This is a genomic window from Mycobacterium sp. NGS29 (genome assembly GCF_059812965.1).
In genome coordinates this window covers 57,855-78,818 of the sequence record NZ_JCALDR010000007.1, presented here as the reverse complement: position 1 = coordinate 78,818, position 20,964 = coordinate 57,855, and the positions used below count along the sequence as shown (strand labels likewise).

The window sequence follows — 20,964 nt, the reverse complement described above, 5'->3', positions numbered from 1 at the left end:
CCAGAGAGGAGCCGGGGGTGACCCAACCGCGACCGCTCTCCATCCCAGCCCTCCTCGCGCACAGTGTCGGGTTGTTCGGTCAGCAGACCTATGTGGTCACCCCGACCGAGCGGATCACCTATCGGGACGCCGAACAGCGCTCGGCGCGCATCGCAAAGCGACTGCTCGCCGCCGGTGTCGGGAAGGGCAGTCGGGTGGGCCTGTTCTTCCCCAACGGCGTGCAGTGGATTCTCTGGTGGCTGGCGGTGTCACGGATCGGCGCTCTGGCCGTACCGCTGAGCACCATGTATACGCCTGCAGAACTTGCAAAGGTGCTGCGGCTGGCCGACATTGGGCTGTTGGTCGCGCCCGGCACGGTGATCAAGACGAACGTCGCCGAGTTGTTCGAAGCGACTCTGCCGCAGCTAGCCGATCAGCGAGCCGACCGGCTGGCGCTGCCTGCCGTGCCCTATCTGCGGCGCATTGTGCTCACCGAGGAGACGGACCGCGCCTGGGCGACATCCTGGGACGGGGATTGCGACGTCCCTGACGAACTGCTGGCCGCGGCGGAACGCGAAGTGTCCGCTGCGGATCTGGCGATCATGGTGCACACGTCGGGATCCACCGCAGATCCCAAAGGCGTGCTGCACACCCACGGCACGGTGGTGCGGCAGACCTCGACATGGCCGAGTGCCATTCAGGCACTCACCGGGCCGGCATCGCCGCCGAAGATCCTGTGCGCCATGCCGTTCTTCTGGATCGGTGGCCTGCTCGCCGCGACCGGGGCACTGCACGAACCCGTCACGCTGCTGGTGCTGCCGCGCCTCGATGCCGGCACGGCACTGGATCTGATCGAACGGGAACGTGCCACCGGCATCGTCGGGTGGCCTGCCTTCACCCAACGCGTGCGCGAACATCCGACCTTCGCGACACGCGACCTGAGCAGCGCGCCGATGCTGCGGAACGGGCCGTTGGATCTGGCGATGATCAATGTGCCCGACGGATTCCCGGTGCACCGCACCATGTCCGAGACCGCGGGCGGCTTCGCCTTCACCGATATGACCATCGTCGACGAGCAGGGGGCGCCCGTTCCGGTCGGGACCACCGGCGAGCTCCTCGTCCGTGGTATCGGGGTGATGGCCGGTTACAACAAGAGGGAACGGTGGGAGACGTTCGACGCGGACGGTTGGTATCACACCGGAGACCGCGTCTATCGCCGGGACAACGACCCGCGCCTGTTCTACGTCGGCCGGACCAGCGAGCTCATCAAGACAGCGGGTGCCAACGTCTCCCCGCTCGAGGTAGAAGCCGTCATCGAGGAATTCGACGATGTCGCGCAGTGCATTGTCGTCGGCATCGACGATCCCGAGCGAGGTGAGGCGGTATGCGCAGTGATCGTTGCGGCGCGGGAGCCGATCGACGTGTCATCGGTGGCGGCTCGGGCACGCGATCAGTTGTCCGGCTATAAGGTCCCGACCCGCTGGGTGATTGCGGGAAGTGACGACATCCCCACGCTGCCCAGCGGCAAGCTCAACCGGAAAGCCTTGCGCACCATGCTGATCACCGGAGCGCTGGACTGTCGCCCCATTTCGACCGAGAGCCGCTGAGGTGTTCGACGCTGTCGACCACGTGATCGTCGCCGTGCGCGATCTGGACGCCGCCGCTCAACGGTACGCCGCACTGTTCTCCCGCAACCCGTCGTGGCGCGGCGATCACCCGGGCTGGGGCACGGCCAATGTCCTGTTCCGCCTCGACAACATCTACCTGGAGTTGATCACTCCGGTTGGCGACGGCCCGCTCGGACACACGGTGGAGGCGCACCTGGCGCAACGCGGTGACGGACCGATCGGGCTGGCGTTCGCCACCTCCGACATCGACACCGCGCACGCGCAACTCGCCACGAACGGCCTTGAGCCGTACCCGGTTTCATTCGGCGTGGGTCGCGACACCGACAGCGGGTCGGTCCGGCGCTGGCGTAGCGCACTGCTGCCCGAAGCACGTACCCGCGGCGTGCTGGTGATCGCGATCGAGCACGAGTCGCCCGACCTGCTGCCCGAAGCGTCACCGATCGGCCCGCAGGATGCGATCGTCACCGGAATCGATCATGCGGTGGTGCAGACCTGCGACGCGGACGCCGCGATCGCGCTCTACCGCGACGGTCTCGGCCTGCGGCTCGCGCTGGACCGCAGCTTTCCCGACTGGGGCATGCGACTGGTGTTCCTCCGTGTCGGCGGGGTCACCGTCGAGATCGCACAACCGCTGCGTGACGTGCGGCCGGCCGCCCGCACCGATCAGGTCTGGGGGTTGTCCTGGCGCGTCCAGAATGCCGATGCCGCCCGTGCGCGGCTCGCGGCGGTCGGGCTGGACGTGTCCGAGGTCCGGCCCGGACGCAAGCCCGGCACCCGCGTGATCAGCGTCAAAGACGGCACCTGCGGGGTGCCGACGCTGTTGATCGAGCCTGCTTGAATTAACGCGATCGCGGTTGTTGACTCGTCTTCGTGGTTTGTGATGCCGACGCGCACGACGGCGATTTCCATCCGCCCAGCGCCGAGCCGGACTGGGCCGAGAGCAGTTGCTTCACCGTGTCGGTGCCCGAACGTGACATCAACGGATTCGTTTACTTCTTCCACGACGTGCGCTGCGGCAGCTCGGGGGGTGGTCCGGCGCTGTGGGACCCGACCGGCGAGCTACCGCACGACTGCCTCTTCTATGACTGGCGATGGCGTCAACCACCAACCGGGTCAATCGATTTCGAGGATTTCACGCTGCCGAACAGCCTGCGTCACCAAGCCGTCGAACGCAGTCGGCGGTATCGGCTCGAATACGGGCTGCTCGGCCTCGAATTCGAGCTGGAGTGGACGGCGCTGATGCCGCCGCACCCACTCGGGCCGGTCGATGACACGGCCGGTCATTTCGACCATCCCGGTCGGATGACCGGCACGCTGACGCTGGACGGCGAACACTTCGACATCGACTGCTACTCGATACGCGACCGGACCTGGGGCCCGCACCGGTCCGGCGCGGCCCGGTCAGGCGACTACCTGTGGGCGGTCGCCTCGCCCGAGGATCACTGGCACGCGCTGACGATGGCCAGCCGCAAACCGGGTGTCGATAAGGTCGTCGGCGGATACCTGGTCGCCGACGGCCGCCCGGGTGAACTTGTGCAGGGCGAGCGACGCGTCGCCGCGCGGCGCGACGGCGCGCCAGCCCACGTGGTCGTGGAGGCGGTCGACGAGCACGGCCGAACACTGCACGCCGAGGGTCAGGTGCGGACGGCCCTGCGGTGGCTCGGCTGGCCGGGCCGATTGACCTATTGGACACTCACCGATTGGCGCTGGAACGGCATGCGGGGCTGGGGCGAGAATCAGGAGTTCCACGCCCGGGAGCAGGTACGCCGCGCCGCGGTCGACAGGCGGCCCGGCGCCTAGACGACCCCCTACTAGACTGCGGTGGCCCGACAACCCGGTGACCGGGGCTTCACTTGTCGTCTTCCTCGCGCGCGGCCTCAGCCTTGGAACGGCCTTCACCGGCGGCCTGCCGATGTTCGCTGGCGGCGTCGCCGTGCAGGTCTCCCGAGCTGTTGGGCCGGGCCCGGTCTGCCCAGTCGTGGCCTTCGGCGATCTGCTCGTTGAGCTGGGCGGCGCGGTCGCCGGCATCTGCGCGGTCGCGCGCTGAATTTCGCATTCTGATCGCATAGCCGGGCTCGGTCGCCTGAAACCCGCCGCTGACACTATTCGTAGTGATCTTGATCTACCGTCGCCCGGGCTGCGATCCGTCACACCAGGCGTTGATGCGCGTTTAGTCTGGTCAAGGACACCACACCCGCCCGTCAGTAGGACCGCCCGATGCGCACCGACGACCAGCCCGACACCACGCTGGAGGACCTCAGGGGGGATCTGGCGCAGCGGCATCGGTGGACCCCGTCCGCCGGAAGTTCGGTCGACAACGCGATCGTCGAAGCCGACCTGGCCGCGCTGGCGCGGGACGGCTACGTCGTCTGGGAGAACCTGCTCAGCGCCGAGCAGTGCCGGCACATTCGTGAGGTGGTGCAGCCCTGGCTGGGACACACCGGACGCAATTCCTTCGAGGGGCGCCGCACGCAACGCATCTACAGCGTGCTGAGCAGGACCCGCGCCTGCGATCAGGTTGCCGACCATCCGCGGGTGCTGGCGGTCCTCGACCGTCTGCTAATGCCTAACTACCTGCTTTCGGCGTTGCAGGCCATCAACATCCAGCCTGGTGAGACCGCCCAGTTGGCCCACCATGACGACGGGTTCTACCCCATTCCACGACCGCGGGAACCGTTGGCCGCGGCGACCATCTGGGCCGTCGACGACTTCACCGCCGACAACGGCGCCACCGTCGTCTACCCCGGTAGTCACCGCTGGGGCAAACGCCGGCCGGGCCCGGACGACCCGGCGTTACCGGTCGTCATGCCCGCCGGCTCGTGCGTGTTCTTCGTCGGCACCCTGTGGCACGGCGGCGGCGCGAACACGACGACCAGCGAGCGGCTGGCCATCACCGCCCAGTATTGCGAGCCGTGGCTGCGACCCATGGAGGCCTACACCTTGTCGATATCCCGCGACATCGCTCGACAGGTTTCCGACGACATCCGCCGCATGCTCGGCTACAGCATCCACCCGCCGTTCGTCGGCGCGGTCGACGGCCTGCATCCGCTACGACTGCTGGACACCGAGCGACCTGACCATGGGACACCCGCCGGTTTGTAGGCTGTCGGGCATGCCGCTCAATCACGGCGACGTCTTCGCCGGCTACGTGATCCAGCGGCTGCTGGGCTCTGGCGGCATGGGCGAGGTCTACCTTGCCCAGCATCCTCGCCTGCCACGCCAAGACGCGCTGAAGGTCCTGTCCATGCCTGCGACGGCCGACGTCGAGTTCCGCGCGAGGTTCATTCGCGAAGCCGAGTTGGCCGCCACCCTGTGGCACCAGCACATCGTCAGCGTCCTCGATCGCGGTGAGTACGACGGTCGGCTCTGGATCTCGATGGAATACGTGGACGGCACCGACGCGGGGCGGTTGGTCCGGGAACGCTTCCCCGACGGCATGCCCGAACGAGACGTGGCCGACATCGTCGCAGCGGTGGCCGATGCGCTGGACTTCGGTCACGACCGTCGGCTGCTGCACCGCGACGTCAAGCCGGAGAACATCCTGGTGACCGACGGCCTGCGCCGTCGGGTACTGCTCACCGACTTCGGCATCGCCCGCAGAATCGACGACGTCAGCAACCTCACCGACGCGAACGTCACCATGGGGACCATCAGTTACGTGGCACCCGAGCAACTCCTGGGCAAGCCACTTGACGGCCGAGTCGATCAGTACGCGCTCGCCGCCACCACGTTTCACTTGCTGACCGGCGCGCCGCCCTTCGTCGACTCCAATCGCGCCGTGGTGATCAGCCACCATCTGAGCACGCCGCCGCCCCTGATCTCGCAGCGCCGGCCCGACCTCGCGCATCTCGATGCCGTGCTGACCCGGGCGCTGGCCAAAGAGCCCGGTGAGCGGTACCCGAACTGTGCCGAGTTCGCCCGCGCGCTGGCCCAACTGGGTCCCAGCCGCGGTGCCGCGCCTCCGGCGCCGCCGCCGGCTCCGAGCGAGGCCGGACGCCCGTCCACCCAACGTCTCGAGCGTGTCACTCTGCACGGAACGGCCCGCCAGGTGCAGCAGACCCCGGTCGGCGCCCACGACCAGGTCGGGATCCTGACCTTCCAACTGCTCACCACCGAGCCGCCCGGCAACCACCAGGGTCCCGTTCCGGTCGAGATACAGACCGATCTGGTAGCCGGTCAACTCATGGACGGCAACGCCGTGGAGGTCAGCGGCGCCTGGGACGGCGAGACTCTGGACGCCGATAAGGTCGTCAATCTCTCCACCGGTGTGGGCACCAAGCGGAACGCGCCCGCGGCCCGCGCCACATCGTCCGGCGGCAAGACGCGCAAAAGCGCGATGGTCTGGACCATCGCCGTCGCGGCCGTCGTTGGCGTCATCGCCTTAACCGCCGCTGCGGTGCTGTACTTCACCCAGGGCACCTCGACTCGACCGGGACCGATCGTCAAACCGGTGAGCGCCACCGTGTTCTCCCCCGACGGCACCCCGGACAATCCGCAGGATGCCGGGTTGGCGATCGACGGCAACCCGGACACTGGCTGGTCCACGGTCACCTATCGGGACGCTGTCCCTTTCCCGAAGTTCCTCAAGGGGATGGGTTTGTTACTGCATCTGGCTGAGCCGACCACACTCAGCGCTGTGTCGCTGGACGTGCCCAGTACCGGCACCCAGATTCAGATCCGCTCGTCGCCCACCGACAAGCCGGCCAAACTCGAAGACACCGTCGAGCTGTCCCCGACGACGTCGTTACAGCCGGGGCGTAACCGCATCGCGGTGACCAAACAGACCAAGACCTCCAACGTGCTGGTGTGGATCTCCACGCTGGGCACCACCAACGGCGAGAGCCGGACACAACTGTCCGACATCACCCTGCAGGCAGCCGGCTAGGGTCGGCCTACCTCACTTCGGTGTCGCGTTGCGTCCTGCTCGACCCGGCGGACTAGCCTGGCGCCGGTCGGCAGGTAACGCCATTCTCACGGCACCGCGGGTCGCAGCCGGCGGCGGGTATTGCTGGCTGAGGGAAAGTGGTAATGTCATTACCGTAGCTCGGCACCACCAGCCGATACCGGTTGATGCACAAGACTTCCAGGAGACGACATGCCGTCACGCGATCTTTCCTACCCGGTGTTCGACGCGGACAACCACTTCTACGAACCCAAAGAAGCGCTGACCCAGTTCCTGCCGGATCATCGCAAAGGCGTGATCGACTACATCGATGTGCGCGGCCGCACCAAGATCATGGTGCGCAACGTGGTCAGCGATTACATCCCCAACCCGACGTTCGAGATCGTTGCCCGGCCGGGTGCCCAGGAGGAGTATTTCCGGCACGGCAGCGGCGGCAAGAGCTTCCGCGAGGTCATGGGCAAGCCGATGAAGGCCATCCCGGCCTTCCGCAATCCCGCGGCGCGCCTCGAGGTCCTCGACGGCCTCGGCCTGGACTACACCCTGATGTTCCCGACGCTGGCCTCCCTGGTCGAGGAACGCCTGAAGGACGACCCGGACCTGATCCTGGACATCATCCATGGACTCAACCAGTGGATGTATGAGACCTGGCAGTTCAACTACGAGGACCGTATCTTCTCCACGCCGGTCATCAACCTCGCCAATGTCGATCGCGCACTGGAGGAACTCGACTGGTGTCTGCAGCGGGGCGCCAAGACCGTGCTGGTCCGGCCCGCGCCGGTACCGGGATACCGCGGCACCCGCTCCCTCGGCCTGTCCGAGTTCGACCCGTTCTGGGATGCGTGCGTCAAAGCCGGGATCCCGGTGTCGATGCACGCCTCCGACAGCGGCTACGCCGAATACCTCAACGACTGGGAGCCCGGCGACGAGTACAAGCCGTTCAAGCCGACCGCGTTCCGGATGGTCGCGATGGGCAAGCGGCCCATCGAGGACACCATGGCCGCGCTGGTCTGCCACGGCGCGCTGACCCGCAATCCCGACCTTCGCGTGCTGTCGGTGGAGAACGGCGGGTCGTGGGTGCCCTACCTGTTCTACCAATTCAAGAACGTCTATTCGAAGATGCCGCAGGAGTTCCCTGAGGACCCGATCGAGGCGTTCAAGCGCTGCGTGTACGTCGCGCCGTTCTGGGAGGACAACTTCAAGCAGATGGCCGATCTGTGCGGCATCGATCGCGTCATCTTCGGCTCCGATTGGCCGCATCCGGAAGGCTTGTCCGACCCGATCAACCTCGTCGCCGACCTGGAAGAACAGGGGCTCGATGCTGAGGGTGTCCGAAAAGTTATGGGCGGCAACATGATCGACCTGTTCAAGGTGCCCAACGAGATCGTCCACCGCCCGGATGTGCCAGCACTCGTGCTGACCTGACCGAGCCGGTCCGATGCGGCGGGGTGCGCTGCTGGCCCAGGTGGTCGCGGCCGTTGTGCTGCTGGTGCAGTGCGCCCCTGCCGCGCCCCCGCCGTCGCCCACCGCGACACCGTCCTCGTCGGTGGCGGCTGCGCCGGCTTCGACCAGCTCACCGCCGACACCGCCCGCCCCGACCGCGCAGCCGGTGACCGCCGCGGAGCTGGGCAACACCTGGCAGCCGGGTTGTCCCGTCGGACCCGAGCAGCTGCGCCGGGTCGACATCGACTATGTCGGGTTCGACGGCCAGACCCACCGCGGCGTGCTCGTCGTGCACCAAGATCTGGTGCCGGATGTCATCGCGATCTTCGGGCGGCTGCAATTGCTGCGCTATCCGGTCGACAAGATGCAGACAGTGGACCACTACGCCGAGGCCGACGACGAATTGTCCATGGAGGACAACAACACGTCGGCGTTCAACTGCCGACGCATACCCGGCTCCGGTGAGTGGTCGCCGCACGCGTACGGCCGGGCGATCGACATCAATCCGCTGATCAACCCCTGCCTGTACGTCACCGGGTATTTCGAACCACGGAACGCCTCGGAATACCTCGACCGCAGCCGTACCGACCCTGGACTCATCCACGGGGGCGACCCCGCCGAGCAGGTCTTCACCGAACGCGGCTGGCAGTGGGGCGGCTACTGGCGCACCCCGGACTATCAGCACTTCGAGCGGATCTGAGCGTTACAGACCCAGTGCCCGGGCCGCTACCGTGCCCACCTCAGCGCGCAGATCCGACATGGGTGGACTGCCGCGGACATGGATCGAATTGGCCAGCAACACAACGTAACTGTTCGATACCGGGTCGATCCAAATGGATGTTCCGGTGAAGCCGGTGTGGCCGAAACTCCCGATGGGGAATACCATCCCGCGTGGCCCCGACAGCGGGGTGTCGATGTCCCAGCCGAAGCCGCGCAGGTTCTGGCCCGCGATCGCTGGATAGCGCGGAGCCAGCAACGGATTCCGGGTGTTCGGTCGCTGTGCGATGGCTTCCCGGGTTGCGGCGTTGGCGGCGTCGAGTTGCCGCGCCGTATGTCCCGGCTGCTGCGGAGTCGTCATCAACTCCAAAGTGGTTTGGCTGAGCGGGAATTGGCTCGGGCGGCCAGCGAGGCGGTCCAAGAGAGCCTGGGCGAAGATGCCGACGTCGTGCGCCGTCGAGAACACGCCGGCATGCCCGGCCACTCCGCCCATCCGCCGCGACGTCGTGTCATGCACTGTGCCCCACAACAAATGATCGATGTCGGGATTCTTACCCGGATCACCTCTGCTCTCTTCGTCGCGCGCCGTCGGGGCGATGCGCGGCAAGAGATCGGTGCTCCAGGTCCCGGCAGCACAGCCGGCCGGCGCCCCACCCGGTGCCCAGCCGATGGCGGCACCTCTGATCACGTGTGGCCCACAGGCTTTGGCGACCGGCAGATACCGGGTGTCTGTCATACCGAGCGGCGCGAACACGTGCTCGGCGGCATAGACGTCTTCAGTTTCCCCGGTGACTTTCTCGATCAGCGCGCCGAGCAGGATGAAGTTGATATCGGAGTACCGGAAACCCTGCCCCGGTCCGGACTCCAGCGGCGTCGTCAGTGCGCGATGGATGCCTTCAGCTTTGTCGGTGCGTTCCAGTCCCCACGGGTCCTTGAGTTCGACGTCGCCGGTCTCGCCCGAGGTGTGGGTGAGCAGCATGCGGACGGTGACTTGCGCCCGTCGCGGATCGTTGGTCGTGTTGAAGTCGGGCAGATACTGCTGCACGGGATCGTCGAACCGCACTTTGCCCTGCTCGTAGAGCTGCATCACGATGGTCGCCGTTGCCAGCGGCTTGGTCAGCGACGCCAGGTCAAAGATCGTGTCCTCGGTCATCGGTTCAGCGGGGGCGGGCAGTCCGTCCAGCCCGGGTTCGCTGGCCAGCTTGCGCGAGCCATACGCATGGCGGAAGGCGATGTCTCCGCCGTGACCGACGACGATGACCGCACCGGGCAGCTTTTCGGCCGCGATCGCATCGTTGATCAGTGTGGAGACCGGCGCGAACGCAGGCGGCGTGGGCGCCTCGGCGATCTTCGGAACCGTTGCGCGAGGCGAGGTTTGGGTGATGGTCGATGACGACGGTGGCGCGCTGGAACTAGACGTCGGTGCTGATTCACGATGCGAGCAGCCGGCGAGGACGATCAGCGCCACCGCTGCGAGTGCCCCGGCTCTGCGCATCACGGCCGCCCGCTCAGCGCGGACCGCACGTGTCCCCGCGCGCGCTGCAACAGTCCGGCAGCGGCGACCGCGTCGACGCCGGCGAGCAGCGCGACGATCGCGGTCTTGGCGTGACCGCCTGCGGCCGCGAGCGCGGCGGCGGCGGTCTGTTCGTCGACGCCGGCCGCATCCCGGACAATACGAACCGTGCGGCGCCGCAGCTTCGCGTTCGTGGCACGCACGTCGACCATCCTTGGACCGTAGACCTTGCCGAGCGCGGTCATCACGCTCGTCGACAACGCGTTGAGCACCACCTTCTGCGAGGTACCGGCGGTCAACCGCGTGGATCCGGCCAGCACCTCAGGTCCGGTCAGCAACTCGATCATGAGGTCGGCAGCCGCTTCGCTGCCGCGGTTGTTGACGATGGCAACGGTCAGCGCACCCACCGCCCGCGCGTGTGCGAGCGCGCCGAGCACGTACGGGGTGCGACCGGACGCGGTAATCCCGACCAGCACGTCGGCCCCGGTCAGGTCGGCCAGATCCGCTGGGTCGAAGACATCTTCGGCGCCGTCGACCGCCTGGGTCAGCGCTGCCGGTCCGCCCGCGATGACACCGCGCACCAGGTCGGTGTTGAAGGTGGGTCCACATTCGGCCGCATCGAGCACACCGAGCCGACCCGGCGTACCGGCGCCGGCGTAGATCAACCGGCCGCCGCTCTCGAGTCGCGCCGCGATCGCCTCGGCCGCAGCGCTGATCTGCGGAAGTGCGTCCGCAATTGCCTGCTGCGCCTCGTGCTCGGCGGCGACGAGCAGCGCGACGACCTCGCTGACGGGCCGGGTATCAAGGTCGTGCGAGTCGGGCCGGACGTCCTCGGTGGCGAGCGTGTCGAGCTTGTTGGCGGCGACGGCGCTCGCCCGCAGCCGGATCACGTGCGGCTCGTGGATCGCGTTGAGTCGCAATGTCCCGTCGAGTGCGTCGCCGGCCGGCTGGACGAGATCGAGGTGCTTGGACAGCGCCGTCACACCGGCCAGTCCGCCGACCATCGCGACCGGGCCGGCGCCGACGGCCCGCGCCGCCGCGGCAAGGGCTGCGGCGGCCGCGTCGACTATCGCTGCTGCCACGGAATCCTGCTGCGCGGCAATAACATCGGGCGCAAACTCGGCCATCGCGGTAGCATCGTTGATTTGCCCGGGCCAGGTGCGCGGGGGACCAAAGCGCTGGTGCGCAGCATCGAGCAAGGCGGTGGACGGACCGCGTCCGTCCAGACCTCGCAAGGCGGCACGCAACCCGGCGGCGCCGATCCACGCGCCACCGCCCTCGTCGCCCAGCCAAGGTCCCCAGCCGTCGGCGACCCGCAGTGCGCCGTCGGCGTCGATCGCGAGTGCAACGACGCCGGTGCCCGCGATCAGCACCACGCCGGGCTTGCCGTCCAGCGCGCCCGCGTGCGCGATCACGCTGTCGCTGGTCACCGTCACCCGCGCCGCGCCTATCGAATGCAGCAGCACCGCAGCGAGTTGGCGGGCTTGGTCCGGTGCCGTCAGCGCCCCGGCAGCCCCGACGATCATGTCGTCGATGGGCTCGAACTGCCGCGCCACCGCCAGGATGGCCGCCTGCGCAGCCCGCACTCCCCCGGGCGACGCGAGGCCGGGCGCGCCCGGTACCTGTGCTCTGCGGCCGGCTGCGGCGGCCCGACACGACGTTTTGCCGAGGTCGACGGACAGGATCACGCGGATCCTGCACTCAAGCTGCGATACCGAGTTCTCGGTTGATCTGCGACCAGTATTGCGGACCGTCCAGAGTGAGGATCAGCCAGTCGTGGATTTGGCCGTTAGCTAATACAAACTTCATATTCGCGATCCCGGCGTCGGCCGCTAACTGCTTGAGCAGAATCGCATCCGGCGAGAGGATATCCAAATTGCCCGTATACACCGTCGTTGGCGGGAGACCGACGGGGTCGCCATACAACGGACTAACCCAGGGATCATCCAGCTGAAGACTACCTGCCCACTGTTTGCCGAATTGCTGCGCAAGCCCGACAGGTAACAGCGGATCCTGAACGAAAGCAATATTCGGGTTCGTCATCGACAGGTCCAACCACGGTGACAGCAACACCATCGACGACGGCAGGGTGGCATTGTCAATGACCATCTGTTGAACTGCAGCCAGAGCGAGATTGCCACCTGCGGAGTCACCGATCACGCTGACATTGGGCGTTCCGTGTAGCCCGGTTTGCGAGGCGATGAAGTCAGCCATCATAGGCACCACGACGCCGGCGGTACCCCCCTCCTGCAGCAACGGGTAGATGGGCACCTGAATAGTCGCACCGGTCGTATATGCCATTACCGAGTAGTGAATCCAGTGCAGAAATGACGGCGGGAAGATGAAGGCACCGCCGTGAATGGCGATCACCTGCTCACCGGTGGCATTCATCGGCGTGATGTGCACGACGCTCATCCCCTCTGGCGTCGAGGTGTACGACACCGTTTCTCCCAGCAGCAAATTCAAGAACGGCGGCGGAGAGTTGCCGATGAACCACGACAACGGTGGAATGTCGCTGGCCACCAACGCCAACAGCGGATTACCCGGCGCTGCCAGGTAGGTCTCCAGCCCCGACACGCTGAGCAGCGGTTTGAGCGGATACAGCAGCGCTTCTTCGAAACGGGTTATCAAGGACGGCGCGCCCGAGAAGCCGCCGGTCTGCGTTGCCGGGATGGGCGGCCCGGCCGGCGCGCCGAAGATGAAGGTGAAGATTTCGTTGCCCACCCGGGCAAATCCGGTGGCGACCTCAGCGGGAAACTGCTCCACCAACTGGACGGCGTCCAGCAACGCAGCGTTGGCCGCCTCACCGGCGGCATAGGCGCCACCGGCACTGGTCAGCGCCCGGACGAATTCCTCGTGGAACGCCGCCGCTTGCGCGCTCAGCGCCTGATAACCCTGGCCGTGGGCAGAGAACAGCGCGGCGATCGCCGCCGATACCTCATCTTCGGCGGCGGCCAATACCCCCGTAGTGGCATCGGCCACGCCCTTGTTCACCGTCGAGACGGTTGCGCCAATTGACGCCGCGTCGCCGGCCGCTGTGAACATGACGTCGGGCAATAAAAAAACAGATGACACTGCGTCGCTCCCCACCGCCTCAGGGCAACGCGGGTTGCCCAGTCAATCGATCGCCGAGTAATCGGAGCTTATGCCCAAATGGTGCAAGCGCCTAGCGGCTTGCGGCAATTTGCGCGTACTTGACTTCGGAAAGGCGGCTTCCCCGGGAAAGCGACGAGTAAGCTGCATCGCCCCGGCTGAGGACAACGCCCTGGTCACCCTCATACCGCTGGGCGCACTGATCCTGTCGCCGTTCATCGTGGTCGCCCTACTCGGCACGCTGTCCACTCTGTTGGCCACCTACGGGGCCGGGACGTTCTTGAGTACTGCATTGGCATTGTGCCACAACGGTTTTGGCTACGCGGGTGCGGACTCCCTGCGCATCAGGGGATCAGAATGTAACTCACGCCCGGGATTTCTCGCACGGTGCGCGAATCGAACGCGCCGAAACCCGCTGTGCGGAAGCCGTTCGCGGCGCTGGCACCGGGTCCGAAATTCATTTCAGTGATTGATATTTCGCCGGCGTCGACGACATCGACCCAGGCGACGTGACCGACTCCCCCGACCAGTGCACTGCTGTAAACGGCGATTGAGCGGGGCTGCGCTTCGCTCACCACCGTCCAACCCGCCGCCCCAGCTTGGCTGGCCCAGATCTCCGCGTTGCCGGTGAGTGCTGCGACGTAGTAACCGGTGTGAGCGTGAATCTGTTCCTGGGCACCCCAGGTGCAGTAGCCCTCGTAGCCACCGAGCGGGTTGCGGTTGGTGGTAGCGCCTTTCGTCCGGATGGTCACCGTGTCGGCGTTGACCGCGGTAGGCAGCGAGGATCCCAGCATCAGGGCGCTGCTCACGGCGATGACCGCCGCGATTCGCTTGGCCTTCATACGCTTCCCCGCCCAGCCGAGGCACAACTCGTTACGTTGCTGTTATCGCTGGGCGGCCGCGATTCGTTTCACGGACGTCGTCAGGACGACTCGATCACCAGACGCGGACGCGGTCTTCCGGCTTGAGGTACAATGCGTCGCCCGGTTGGACATCGAACGCCGCATACCATTCGTCCATATTGCGGACGATCCCGTCGACCCGGAACTTGGCCGGGCTGTGGACATCTGAAAGCAACCGGTGGCGTTCGGTTTCGGGCCGGCAGACCTCCCGCCAGCTCGCCGCGAACGCGAGGAAGAACCGCTGATCACCGGTGAAGCCGTCGATGACCGGCGCCTCTTTTCCGCCGAGGGACAGTTTGTACGCGTCGTAGGCGATGCGCAGTCCGGCGAGGTCGGCGGTGTTCTCGCCGAGTGTCACCGCTCCGTTGATGTGGTTGCCCGGCAGCGGCTCGTATCCGTTGAACTGCGCGACGAGTTTGTTGGACTCGGCCGTATAACGGTCGGCATCGGCCGGGGTCCACCAGTCGCGCTGCATACCGGTGCCGTCGCTCTTGCGGCCCTGGTCGTCGAAGGCGTGGCTCATCTCGTGACCGATGGTGGCGCCGATGGCACCGTAATTGACGGCTGGATCGGCTGCCGGGTCGTAGTTCGGCGGCTGCAGGATCGCCGCGGGAAAGACGATGTCGTTGAGCCGCGGCGAGTAGTAGGCGTTATTGGTCTGCGGCGTCATGCTCCATTCGCCGCGATCGATCGGCTTGCCCAACTTGCTGCGGTCGTCGTTCCAGGACCAGACCGACAGTGCGTCGCCGTTGCCGACGAGGTTGTCCGCCGCAATCTTGACCGTCGCGTAGGACTTCCACTGGTCGGGGTAGCCGATCTTGGCGACCAGCGCTGCGAGTTTGGCCTGGGCTTCGCGCTTGGTTTCCGGCGCCATCCAGGTAGCCGCGTCGATGCGTTTGCCGTATGCCGTGCGCAGGTTTTCCACCAGCGCCCGCGCCTTGTCTCGTGTCTGCTGGCTGAAATGCGCGTTGACATAGAGTTCGCCGACCGGGTCGCCGAGCCCCTTACTCACTCGGGAGACGCCGCGCTCGACCCGCGGTGCGCGGTCCTTGGCGCCGGACAGGGTTCGGCCGTAGAAGTCGAACAGCTCATCGGCGAATGGCGTCGAAAGGTCACCACCGTAAGCGTTGAGGACCTGGTAACGCAGGTAGGACTTCCACGAGTCCAGCGGCTCAGTCGCGAAAAGCCCTGCGGTCTTTCGTAATACGTCCGGCATACCGACCTGGAAGTCGGTCACCGCCGGCAGCTGCAGCGCGTCGAACAGATCATGCAACGGCGCGCCCTGCCCGAGTTGCTCGACCTCAGCGCGCGGCATCATGTTGTTGGTCTTGACCACATCCCGCTCGTCCTCGCGCGGCACCTGCACCTCTGCCAGCTTGGTCTCGAGGGCGAGAAGTTGTTCGGCCTGCTGTTGGCCGTCGGTGTACCCGGCCAGGCCGAGCATCCGGGCGGCGTGGGCGACGAACTTGTTGCGCAGGTCGACTGATTCGGCGTCGGTGTCCACGTAGTAGCTGCGTTCGCCGAGCGAAAGGCCGCCCTGCCAGATGATGGGCACATAGCGCGTGGGGTTGTTGGGGTCGATCTCCACCGATACCGGGAAGGGGTCACTGACCCGCGTCTTGCCGTTGAACGAGACGAGCACCGCGCCGAGGGCCGGCCGGTCGTTGACGGCTTCGATGGACGCCAGGAAGGGCCGCACCGGTTCGACGCCTTTGCGGTTCAGCAATGCCTCGTCCATATAGGACGCGAACAGGTCGCCGATCTGCTGCGAAATATCGCCGGCGGGTGCGTGTTTGGCGCCGGCGCCCTCGACAATCGCCCTCAGGTCCGCGTTGAGTTGATTCTGCACATCGAGATTGACGCCCGCGCACACCTTGTCGGCGGGAATCTTGGCGTTCTTCGCCCACGTACCCACGGCGTATGAGAAGAAGTCGTTGCCGGGCCGCACGGAACGGTCCATGTCGGACAGGTTGACGCCCCACGGGCCGACTTTGGGCTTGGCTTGCTGTTCGGTCGAATGGCTACACCCGACAAGCACCACGCCAACAGCCAATGACACTGCCACCGCACGAACGAATCCTCGCACTGCAGACCTCCAGTCGCCGGGCCAAAGGGCAGCTTAGCCGTGCGCGCGGGCCGGAGCCGATCCGGTCGTGCGTGGCAGCGCTACCGCGATCGGAGCGAGGCTGTTGCATCTACACGAAATCGAGCAGCCCACAAATGTTCGGCGCGCCCCGCATACCTTCCGTGAGACGATCGGCAGATGCTTTCCACACGGATTCTGCCGTGACCGTCGTTATCGCGCTCTGCTGCGCCGACGGCATTGTGATGGCCTCCGATTCGCAGATCACCGACGGTGGTCGCGGTCTGACCTATCCCGCACAGAAGCTGCATCCCTTGGGCAAACATGCAGCGTGGGGTGGCAGCGGCTCCCGCGCGGTGCTGTACGACCTCGAGCAGATCTTCAAATCCGAGGCCGAGTCGGTGGTGGAGGCAAGAGACATCGGCCATGCGCTGCAGGCCCGGGTACTGCCGGTACTCAAATATCACTACGAGAACTACATCGAGCATGTGCCGGCACAGCAGCCCGCAGGAACACCTGCCACGTACGTCCTCGCCGCGGGGTACGCCGGTGACGTCCCGTTCATCATCGACGTGGACCCCAACGGTCTGATCGGACACCACGAAGAGACCGGCTTCCAAGCCATCGGCAGTGGCGCGGCTATGGCGCAGCAGGCGCACGCCCTGCTGGCACACTTCCGCATGACCGAGCGCGACGTGGACCACGGGCTGGTTGCCGCGCTACGAGTGCTCGACGCGTTGGACGCTTCGTCGTCGAGCGTCGGGGGCCCAATGGATATGTGCCGCATCACCCCCGACGGTGCCGAGCATCTGAGCCCGGACGAGGTGAACAAGGTCCGTGCTCGGATCGAACGCTGGGTGGAACTCGAACGCAAAGCGCTCGATCAACTCTTCGACTGAGCGCAGGATCCAGCCGCGGATCCAATCATCGCTGCCACCAACGGTTGTGGGAGTCGACGAGCCAGCGGTTCAGCCTGTCGTAGTCGCAGTGGTCCGGCGACGAGTCGCTTTCCGGCGCGAACAGCAGGAGTAACACGGTGGGGTTGCCGGCCGCTGCGAGCCGTCCCACTTGCGCAGGCTGTCGATGACCAGATCGAGGTCACCGGCCCCAGATCGGACGCCTTCGGGCTGGGTGCGGTATTGGTACTGCTCGAATTGGCGCAGCCCGATGGCACTCGGGCGGCTCGATGCAGATGCCCGCGAAATTGCCCGCAAATTCGCAGTCGCTGCTGACGGCGGCAGTTGGCTGGGATCAACGTCGATAGACGTGAGCGCGGTGCCAGCGACGACGGTGCTAGACCCGCTGGCGCGAAGATCAGTGGAGCAGCCGAAAGCGAACCGGTCGCCTTGACATTCTGAGCCAAGCAACCAGGCCGAGGACTCGGTCCCAGGCCTGCCACCCGTCGGCAAGACCACCGGCGACCATCTGCCAATGTGGTGGGCATGACTGCAAAGAAGCCCGAGATCGATTACCCCGGCGGAGAGCCGCCCACCGACCTGGTCATCACCGACGTCGTCGAGGGCGACGGCGCGGAGGCTACCTTCGGTAACACGGTGGTCGTGCACTACGTCGGCGTCGCACACTCCACCGGCGAAGAATTCGACGCTTCCTATAACCGCGGCGACCCGTTGACATTTCAACTCGGCGTCGGCCAGGTCATTCAGGGTTGGGACCAGGGCGTGCAGGGCATGAAGGTGGGCGGTCGCCGGCAACTGGTCATTCCCGCCCACCTCGGCTACGGCGAGCGCGGCGCCGGTGGCGTCATCAAGCCCGGCGAGTCGTTGATCTTCGTGGTCGACCTGCTCCAGGTCAGGTAGCCACGACCAAGGCTGGTTAGCGTTGGACGGCGCCGGGGACAAGGTGGACTCTGACGGCGCTCTTCCACAGCCACCGGGCGCTGCTCAGTCGTCAATTGCAGCGCGAGCAGCAACTGATCCGCGGCGGAGTTCATCCGACATATGCCGCATGAGCAGCGTGCCGCGGTGCGAGGCGGACAACACCGGGGACCACATTGCTGAGGGGAATGATTGTCGAGGGGAATGCCAATCGGTGAGCCTGGTGCGGGCTGGTGGATCTCCTCGGTTTTCGCTGCCACATTGCGGCTCGACCGCCGCTCCCAACTTCGCCCTTCGATATTCGTGCGGGGGCCTTCGACGGCGTGGAAACAAGGTTGTTGCGCCCAGCATCCAAATCTGGCACTATCCGGCGACGGTGCGGCAGGAGCGTGCTCCGCAGTTTGCGCGTGCTACAGCCGTTGCCACAGCAGCCCTCACGAAAACCCCGCGCCGGCGCCTACTAACCGTCCATCCCATTTAGGCGGAACGAATCTATGATTGACTACGATCCGCACAAATGGCTGAGCCACTTTTTCGATATCCGCGGCTCGCTGGTGCGGGAGATCATCGGTCGGGTCTCCCTATGCGTCGCTTGGTCGGCGGCGGTTGTTGCCTTTCATAATTATGTCTTTCCGGTCGGCATGCCGATCCAGCTGCACACCCTGATGGGCCTCGCGCTCGGTCTGCTGCTGGTGTTCCGTACCAGCTCTAGCTACGACCGTTTTTGGGAGGGACGCAGACTATGGGGAGGGATCGTCAACGAATCACGAAACCTGGTGCGAAGCACGACCGCATACGTTAAGGGCGATCCGGCGCTGGTCGCCCGTCTCACCCGATGGACAGCCGCCTTTCCCTGGGCGGTCATGCACCGCCTGCGCGGCACCGAAGGCCTCGGGCCGCACATCACCGAACTTCCACCTGCTGAGGCGCACCAGGCGATCAACGCCCAACATCCCGCCCTCGCTGTCGCCGGCAACATGACTGATTGCCTCCGGGAGGCGGGCGAGCGCGACCTCATCTCTGACATCATGCTGACGACGCTGGACCAGAACATTCAGCTGCTAATCGACTACCTCGGCAGCTGCGAACGAATTCGCAAGACGCCGATGCCCTTCGCCTACGCCGTTCACCTACGCCGCGCGCTTGTGCTCTATTGCTTCACCCTCCCCTTCGCCATGGTCGAGACCTTCGGCTGGACGACCATTATCGACGTCCTGATCATTACTTATACATTCTTCGGCATCGAGGAAATCGGCGTCGAGATCGAAGACCCCTTCGGATATGACGCGAACGACCTCCCCCTTGAGGACATCTGCGAGACGATCCAAAAAGACATCTACGCCCTAGCGGGCATTGCGAGCTGACTCGCGATGCCCTGCCCGTGGGGCATTAACGGCTTTCGTTGGCATGATCGGCCATGATCGGCCAGGGTGTTTTCGTCGCGCTCATCAATTCCATCGATAGCAGCGCTCCAAATCCTCCGGCTTGGCCGCGTTCCTTGAAGGACAGCGATGACTGCCGACGATCTATGAGGACGGCACCGCGAAGGTCGCGGTATGCGGGCGTTCGAGAACAGACGCCCCCGGAATCGTTGACGAGCCGATCGCCATAGCTTGAAGCGGCTACAAGAATTGCAAATTAAATCGGTGGAGCTGCCGAGAATCGAACCGGTGGTTAAGTGCATCTGAACTGCGCAAACAGAACTATCGGCGCGGTGATTGACCTGACGCAACCTGGCAAACCCGCAGGGCTGGGGAAATTTTCACCAACCGGCCCCAAGATGCTCTCAGATGCCTCTACAGTGGCGACCCATGAAACCATCGGGGATCTTCGCAGCAGTAGCGGCTGTCGGAATCGGTTGTTCCGCGCTCACAGGGTGCGGCACCAGTACAACGTCGAAGCCGGCTTCCACCGTCACCGTCACCTCGTCAGCTGGGTCGAAGAGTACGACGACAGCAGCAACTGGACCGATCACCCTTCCGGACGTGACGAACCAGAACGCGAATATTGCGCGGAAGAAACTCGACAAACTGGGCCTCACGGAGGTCACCCTGTCCTCGGCTAATCCGAAGTATCAGAACGTGCTAAACGCCTCGAACTGGACCGTGGTGAGCATGGAACCGCCAGCCGGCACAGTTGTGCAATCGGACGACCCGGTGGTGTTGAAGGTGTACAAAGATTGACCCCCCTCTCGCCCGTCTCGCGTCCAGCTGAATCGTGAGGATCGGCGACTCGAGCATGGCGGGGCCGGCGGCGAGAAATCACAGGCCTACCGGAGGGAGAAGGAATGAAGGCCTACTGGTTGCTATCGGCGGCCGCCGCTGGTTGTATCGCGTTGGCCGCGCCGACCACCGCCGACCCGTCGCTCAGTCAGGACGAGTCGAATTTCATCGGTTCTGTTGTGCCGCAAGGATATAGCGGCGACGTCTATAAGACTGTGCAGGTTGGCCATCAGGTGTGCTCGATGCTGGATCGCGGCATGTCCCATGACGCCATCGAGCGGTTCGTAGTGGATACGTTCAGCGATCGTCGGGACGGTGCGAGGTTTTACGCGGCCCTGTTCTCCCAATATGCGGCGTACAACCTATGCCCTAGGCATATCGACGAATTCGGCAGCATCTAATGCCTGCTCAACCCGAGCAGAGCGAGGCTGACAAGCGAAGAGAACCTGGACGCTGAGTATTGGGTAGTCGACATGCGCGCAACGTTCTCGGCGTCTCGAGCTTCCTCAATGCTGATTTGCCTCGTTACGACGTTAACCAATTCTCAGAGGACGACATGTATCGCGACAAGGTCGTTGGCGTGCTTGGCGGTGCTCGACGGATTCCGCGGCAAACGCCAGCCAAGCAATTGGTCATCTGTTAACTCACA

19 protein-coding genes and 1 pseudogene are annotated in these 20,964 nt (G+C 65.4%); 12 read left to right on the top strand and 8 right to left on the bottom strand.

Going from position 1 to position 20,964, the window contains the following annotated elements:
* The first annotated feature begins 17 nt into the window (after nucleotides 1-17).
* The 3 genes from AC5Y5Z_RS12165 to AC5Y5Z_RS12155 are packed head-to-tail and all read left to right on the top strand — an operon-like array spanning nucleotide 18 to nucleotide 3,407.
* Entirely contained in the window at nucleotides 18-1,586 is a 1,569-nt protein-coding gene (locus AC5Y5Z_RS12165; RefSeq protein WP_499925324.1) for a class I adenylate-forming enzyme family protein, read from the top strand.
* Between the two features lies 1 nt (nucleotide 1,587).
* On the top strand, nucleotides 1,588-2,445 hold the full coding sequence (locus AC5Y5Z_RS12160; RefSeq protein ID WP_499925322.1) for a VOC family protein: 858 nt from the start codon (nucleotides 1,588-1,590) through the stop codon (nucleotides 2,443-2,445).
* 32 nt (nucleotides 2,446-2,477) lie between these two features.
* Nucleotides 2,478-3,407, top strand: a complete 930-nt coding sequence (locus tag AC5Y5Z_RS12155) for a DUF7064 domain-containing protein (RefSeq protein ID WP_499925320.1) — start codon at nucleotides 2,478-2,480, stop codon at nucleotides 3,405-3,407.
* Between the two features lie 49 nt (nucleotides 3,408-3,456).
* On the opposite strand, the gene AC5Y5Z_RS12150 is transcribed toward AC5Y5Z_RS12155, so the two are convergent.
* Nucleotides 3,457-3,663, bottom strand: a complete 207-nt coding sequence (locus tag AC5Y5Z_RS12150) for a hypothetical protein (RefSeq protein WP_473139099.1) — start codon at nucleotides 3,661-3,663, stop codon at nucleotides 3,457-3,459.
* A 161-nt stretch (nucleotides 3,664-3,824) separates the two neighbouring features.
* On the opposite strand from AC5Y5Z_RS12150, the gene AC5Y5Z_RS12145 reads away from it, so the two are divergent.
* The 4 genes from AC5Y5Z_RS12145 to AC5Y5Z_RS12130 all read left to right on the top strand — a co-directional run bounded on the left by AC5Y5Z_RS12145 (nucleotide 3,825) and on the right by AC5Y5Z_RS12130 (nucleotide 8,650).
* The gene (locus tag AC5Y5Z_RS12145; protein ID WP_499925319.1) at nucleotides 3,825-4,709 is read left to right on the top strand and encodes a phytanoyl-CoA dioxygenase family protein; all 885 of its coding nucleotides are present in this window, start codon (nucleotides 3,825-3,827) and stop codon (nucleotides 4,707-4,709) included.
* 10 nt (nucleotides 4,710-4,719) lie between these two features.
* Nucleotides 4,720-6,492, top strand: coding sequence for a serine/threonine-protein kinase (locus tag AC5Y5Z_RS12140; protein WP_499925317.1), 1,773 nt, complete (start codon nucleotides 4,720-4,722; stop codon nucleotides 6,490-6,492).
* Between the two features lie 210 nt (nucleotides 6,493-6,702).
* Nucleotides 6,703-7,932: an amidohydrolase family protein gene (locus AC5Y5Z_RS12135; protein ID WP_499925316.1), complete on the top strand. Its 1,230-nt coding sequence runs from the start codon at nucleotides 6,703-6,705 to the stop codon at nucleotides 7,930-7,932.
* A gap of 13 nt (nucleotides 7,933-7,945) precedes the next feature.
* Nucleotides 7,946-8,650, top strand: a complete 705-nt coding sequence (locus tag AC5Y5Z_RS12130; protein ID WP_463827662.1) for a M15 family metallopeptidase — start codon at nucleotides 7,946-7,948, stop codon at nucleotides 8,648-8,650.
* Nucleotides 8,651-8,653: 3 nt separating this feature from the next.
* Here AC5Y5Z_RS12130 and AC5Y5Z_RS12125 read toward each other — a convergent pair whose 3' ends face one another.
* The 6 genes and pseudogenes from AC5Y5Z_RS12125 to AC5Y5Z_RS12100 all read right to left on the bottom strand — a co-directional run bounded on the left by AC5Y5Z_RS12125 (nucleotide 8,654) and on the right by AC5Y5Z_RS12100 (nucleotide 16,240).
* On the bottom strand, nucleotides 8,654-10,162 hold the full coding sequence (locus AC5Y5Z_RS12125; protein WP_499925462.1) for a serine hydrolase domain-containing protein: 1,509 nt from the start codon (nucleotides 10,160-10,162) through the stop codon (nucleotides 8,654-8,656).
* Nucleotides 10,162-11,067 (bottom strand): N-acetylmuramic acid 6-phosphate etherase, encoded by a 906-nt coding sequence (gene murQ, locus AC5Y5Z_RS12120; protein ID WP_499925460.1) that lies wholly within the window; start codon nucleotides 11,065-11,067, stop codon nucleotides 10,162-10,164. The genes AC5Y5Z_RS12125 and murQ overlap by 1 nt, the downstream gene beginning before the upstream one ends.
* A 66-nt stretch (nucleotides 11,068-11,133) precedes the next feature.
* A pseudogene (locus AC5Y5Z_RS12115) lies at nucleotides 11,134-11,868 on the bottom strand (BadF/BadG/BcrA/BcrD ATPase family protein); the annotation flags it as partial.
* Between the two features lie 13 nt (nucleotides 11,869-11,881).
* Nucleotides 11,882-13,225, bottom strand: coding sequence for a triacylglycerol lipase LipY (gene lipY / locus AC5Y5Z_RS12110; protein ID WP_499925458.1), 1,344 nt, complete (start codon nucleotides 13,223-13,225; stop codon nucleotides 11,882-11,884).
* A 392-nt stretch (nucleotides 13,226-13,617) separates the two neighbouring features.
* Nucleotides 13,618-14,115 (bottom strand): CHAP domain-containing protein, encoded by a 498-nt coding sequence (locus tag AC5Y5Z_RS12105; RefSeq protein ID WP_499925315.1) that lies wholly within the window; start codon nucleotides 14,113-14,115, stop codon nucleotides 13,618-13,620.
* A gap of 94 nt (nucleotides 14,116-14,209) precedes the next feature.
* Complete coding sequence (locus tag AC5Y5Z_RS12100; RefSeq protein WP_463827658.1) at nucleotides 14,210-16,240, bottom strand: M13 family metallopeptidase; 2,031 nt, start codon at nucleotides 16,238-16,240, stop codon at nucleotides 14,210-14,212.
* A gap of 221 nt (nucleotides 16,241-16,461) precedes the next feature.
* On the opposite strand from AC5Y5Z_RS12100, the gene AC5Y5Z_RS12095 reads away from it, so the two are divergent.
* Nucleotides 16,462-17,157 carry a proteasome protein gene (locus AC5Y5Z_RS12095; protein WP_499925313.1) on the top strand — a complete coding sequence of 232 codons (696 nt, stop codon included), beginning with the start codon at nucleotides 16,462-16,464 and terminating at the stop codon, nucleotides 17,155-17,157.
* A 25-nt stretch (nucleotides 17,158-17,182) separates the two neighbouring features.
* Here AC5Y5Z_RS12095 and AC5Y5Z_RS12090 read toward each other — a convergent pair whose 3' ends face one another.
* Nucleotides 17,183-17,326, bottom strand: a complete 144-nt coding sequence (locus tag AC5Y5Z_RS12090) for a hypothetical protein (protein WP_499925312.1) — start codon at nucleotides 17,324-17,326, stop codon at nucleotides 17,183-17,185.
* 374 nt (nucleotides 17,327-17,700) lie between these two features.
* Here AC5Y5Z_RS12090 and AC5Y5Z_RS12085 point away from each other — a divergent pair, with 374 nt between their 5' ends.
* The 4 genes from AC5Y5Z_RS12085 to AC5Y5Z_RS12070 all read left to right on the top strand — a co-directional run bounded on the left by AC5Y5Z_RS12085 (nucleotide 17,701) and on the right by AC5Y5Z_RS12070 (nucleotide 20,716).
* Complete coding sequence (locus AC5Y5Z_RS12085) at nucleotides 17,701-18,075, top strand: FKBP-type peptidyl-prolyl cis-trans isomerase (protein WP_499925311.1); 375 nt, start codon at nucleotides 17,701-17,703, stop codon at nucleotides 18,073-18,075.
* A gap of 512 nt (nucleotides 18,076-18,587) precedes the next feature.
* Nucleotides 18,588-19,457, top strand: coding sequence for a bestrophin family protein (locus tag AC5Y5Z_RS12080; RefSeq protein WP_499925309.1), 870 nt, complete (start codon nucleotides 18,588-18,590; stop codon nucleotides 19,455-19,457).
* 426 nt (nucleotides 19,458-19,883) lie between these two features.
* Nucleotides 19,884-20,276 carry a PASTA domain-containing protein gene (locus AC5Y5Z_RS12075; protein WP_499925308.1) on the top strand — a complete coding sequence of 131 codons (393 nt, stop codon included), beginning with the start codon at nucleotides 19,884-19,886 and terminating at the stop codon, nucleotides 20,274-20,276.
* 104 nt (nucleotides 20,277-20,380) lie between these two features.
* On the top strand, nucleotides 20,381-20,716 hold the full coding sequence (locus AC5Y5Z_RS12070) for a DUF732 domain-containing protein (RefSeq protein ID WP_499925306.1): 336 nt from the start codon (nucleotides 20,381-20,383) through the stop codon (nucleotides 20,714-20,716).
* Nucleotides 20,717-20,964: the final 248 nt, after the last annotated feature.